Source organism: Sulfurihydrogenibium yellowstonense SS-5 (genome assembly GCF_000173615.1).
GTDB lineage: Bacteria > Aquificota > Aquificia > Aquificales > Hydrogenothermaceae > Sulfurihydrogenibium > Sulfurihydrogenibium yellowstonense.
Window position 1 is genome coordinate 1 of the sequence record NZ_ABZS01000197.1, and the last position, 2,846, is coordinate 2,846.

The window sequence follows — 2,846 nt, forward strand, 5'->3', positions numbered from 1 at the left end:
TGTAGCCTGTGATAAACCTTTTATGTCGCATAGCATCCTTAGATGCAAAATGTATTAATCTTTCAATTACTTGAGCAGGACAGTTAATATTTACACAACGGTATACAGCTTCACCAGGTGGTTTAACAATTGGAGAGCCGCAAGATGGACATGTTTTTGGAAATTCTATCGGTTTTTCATTTCCTGTTCTTGCTTCCTTAATAACCATTACAACATAAGGGATAACATCTCCCGCTCTTTCTACTAAAACCGTGTCTCCTATTCTAATATCTTTTTCTCTAATAAAATCTTCATTTATCAGAGAAACAGAAGAAACGATAACACCACCTATTTCTACCGGCTCTAATTTTGCTACCGGAGTAATTGCCCCTGTTCTGCCAACCTGGAAAACAACGTTTATTATTTTTGTCGTTGCTTGTCTTGCTTTAAATTTAAATGCTATAGCCCATCTTGGATGGTGAGATGTAAAACCAAGTTTATCGTAAAGTGATATATCGTTTACTTTTATAACCATTCCGTCTATTTCGTAAGGATAGGTATCTCTTTTTCTTTGCCACTCTTCACAGTATTGGATAACTTCTTCTATTCCAATGCAAACTTTCATAACCGGATAAGGGGTTTTAAAGCCAAGTTCATGAAGCATTTTTATATTATCTGAATGTTTTTTTAAAACTGTTCCAAGTAAATTTTTACCATCTTTTTCTGCATAAGTTATATGGTAAACAAAGGCTTCTAAGTTTCTTTTTGCAACTTCGCTTGGGTCTTGAAGTCTAATGGAACCTGCGGCAGCGTTTCTTGGATTTGCAAAAAGTGGTAGTCCTTCCTCTAATCTTTCTTCATTCATTTTTTTAAATAGGTCTTTTCTTATTAAAACTTCACCTCTAATTTCAACTTTATCAATTCCATATTGAGAAAATTTAGCAGATAAGGGAATGGTTTTGATTACTTTAAGGTTATTTGTTATCTCTTCTCCAACTTCACCATCTCCTCTTGTTGCACCTCTAACAAATAAATCTTTTTCGTATATTAAAGAAATTCCTGCACCGTCAAATTTTGGCTCCACTGAGTATTCAACTTTATCAAGTCCGGTAAGCTCCCTAACTCTTCTGTCAAAATCTCTCAGGTCTGCCTCATTGTAGGAGTTATCAAGAGAAAGCATTGGTGTAAGATGTTTTACCTGTGGAAAAACTTTCGTTATCTCTGATGGAATTCTTTGAGTAGGGGAGTCTGGCGTTATTAATTCTGGATATTTATTTTCAATATCTTTAAGCAGTTTAAAAAGTTTATCGTATTCATAGTCTGAAATTACAGGCTGAGCTAAAATGTAGTATCTCCAATCATGAAATCTTATAACTTCTCTTAAATCTTCTACTATTTTTTTAGCTTCTTCTTTTGTTAACTTTTTTGCATCAAGTTTTAAAAATTCATAAGTAAGTTTTATTAGCTCTTTTTGTCTTTCGTCAGTATACATTTTACAGCCTCCTCTACTATTTTTGCTCCGCTGCTTGTTCCTATCCTATCGGCTCCCGCTTGCAAAAATTTTATAGCTGTCTCTAAATCTTTAATACCACCGGAAGCTTTAATTCTTATTCTATCTTTACTTAGATTTTTCCATAGAATTATGTCTTCAACATTAGCACCGGTAGGAGCAAATCCTGAGCTTGTTTTAATAAAGTCTGCTCCCGACTCTATAACTAATTCTAAGGCTTTTATCTTTTCTTCATTAGTTAAATATGCAGTTTCTACAATAATTTTTGTTATTGCCGGCTTTGTTTCTTTTACAATATTTTTAAGCTCTTTTAAAACATAATCAAAATCTTTTGATTTAAATACTGAGATATTCCAAACTATATCAAGCTCTTCTGCTCCATCTTCAACAGCTTTTAAGGCTTCTTTTAATTTGATTTCAGGACTACTCAGCCCAAAAGGAAAAGAGATAACACTGCAAACTTTAACTTGAGATTTTTTGAGAATTTCTCGGCAAACTTTTACATGGGAAGGGTTTACGCACAACGATGCAAAATTGTATTTTAAAGCTTCTTCACATTGATTGATTATATCTTGATATGTTAGGTTTGGCTTTAATGCAGATTGGTCTATGTATTTATTTATGTTTGATAACAAATCCATGCCATAAGTCATCCGGTTTTCCGATTTCTGGTTTTGATTGTACTTCTATTATATCTAAATCGTTATTTTGACACATCTTTATTATCTTTTCTTTCTCATCTTTAAAAATTCCTGAAATAAGCCAGTATTTTTTAAATTTGTCTTTTAAGTCTTTGAAATATTTATCAAAAATTTCCATTTGCAGGTTTGATAAAACTACATCGTAGGTCTTTGAAATGTCTTCTATACTTCCTTGCCAACAGTTTATAGAAACTCCATTTTCCCAAGCATTTATTTTACACTCTTCAACTGCTTCTCTTTCTATATCTATTGCGTCAACCTCTGCACCAAATTTAGCTGCTGCTATGGATAAAATTCCGGTTCCACATCCAACGTCAATTACTTTATCTCCTTGTGAAACATACTTTGGAATTAAAGAAAGCATTATTTGAGTTGAAGGATGAAGTCCTGTTCCAAAAGCCATGGCAATTTTTAATCTTATAGGAATTAAATCTTTTCCTTCGTATATTTCCCATTCTGGTAAGATAATAAAAGGCGGTATTTCGATCGGTTTAAAATTTTCTTTCCAGATTTCTTCCCAATTCTCTTCTTTTATATCTTCTTCTAATACTATTTTTCCGGCTCCTAAATCTTCAAAAATATTGTTTATCATAGATTTTATCTCTTCATAGGTTGAATCTTCGGAGTATATGGCAAAATAAACCTCTCTGTCATTT

General features: G+C 32.7%; 2 protein-coding genes and 1 pseudogene. All 3 read right to left on the bottom strand.

Features of this window, described 5'->3' with window-relative positions; genetic code table 11:
- Window positions 1–1,471: pseudogene (ligA, locus tag SULYE_RS07445) on the bottom strand (NAD-dependent DNA ligase LigA); the annotation flags it as partial.
- Entirely contained in the window at window positions 1,441–2,130 is a 690-nt protein-coding gene (gene deoC, locus SULYE_RS07450; RefSeq protein WP_007548086.1) for a deoxyribose-phosphate aldolase, read from the bottom strand. The gene deoC and the pseudogene ligA, both read right to left, overlap by 31 nt.
- Window positions 2,105–2,846: 50S ribosomal protein L11 methyltransferase (locus SULYE_RS07455; RefSeq protein WP_052294935.1), on the bottom strand; the 742-nt coding region annotated here is incomplete at its 5' end. The genes SULYE_RS07455 and deoC, both read right to left, overlap by 26 nt.

Excerpts from the sequence above, each read along its gene's own strand:
- deoC (WP_007548086.1), bottom strand. The coding sequence starts at position 2,130 with ATGGATTTGTTATCAAACATAAATAAATACATAGACCAATCTGCATTA.